This is a genomic window from Vibrio sp. 1562 (genome assembly GCF_033340155.1).
Lineage (GTDB): Bacteria > Pseudomonadota > Gammaproteobacteria > Enterobacterales > Vibrionaceae > Vibrio > Vibrio alginolyticus.
The window spans coordinates 1-544 of record NZ_JAWOVY010000686.1 but is presented as its reverse complement, the minus strand read 5'-3'; the positions used below and the strand labels follow the sequence as shown (position 1 = coordinate 544).

The window sequence follows — 544 nt, the reverse complement described above, 5'->3', positions numbered from 1 at the left end:
GTTAAAGACTTAAACAACAGTCAACCGGGCGCTAATCTGACGATTTCCATCGCATTCACCAAATCATTCTGGCAGCACCTAAATATTGACGCACCAGAAGAGCTGATTGATTTCCCACAACTTGGTGAAGGCGACATTATTGCGCCAACAACAGATGTTGATGTGCTTATTCACTGCCACTCTACTCGCCACGATTTGCACTTTTACGTACTGCGCAAATTCCTAACCGATATCGCAGAAGATGTGACGGTCGTGGATGAAACGTACGGCTACCGCTACCTAGATGCACGTGACATGACGGACTTTATCGACGGTACAGAAAACCCGAAAGGGGACGCTCGCGCTGACGTAGCATTGGTAAAAGATGGCCCATATGCTGGTGGCAGCTATGTTATGGTTCAACGTTTTGAGCACAACTTGCCAGCTTGGAATCGCCTAAATATCAAAGCTCAAGAGAAAGTGATTGGTCGCACTAAACCAGATTCAGTCGAGCTAGAAGACGTACCGGCAGCATCTCACGTTGGTCGAGTTGATATTAAAGAAG

Annotated in this window: 1 protein-coding gene; it reads left to right on the top strand. The window is 46.9% G+C overall.

What is annotated here, in order from left to right:
* On the top strand, positions 1 to 544 hold a 544-nt coding region (locus tag R7Z49_RS27090), incomplete at both ends, for a Dyp-type peroxidase (protein ID WP_318112762.1).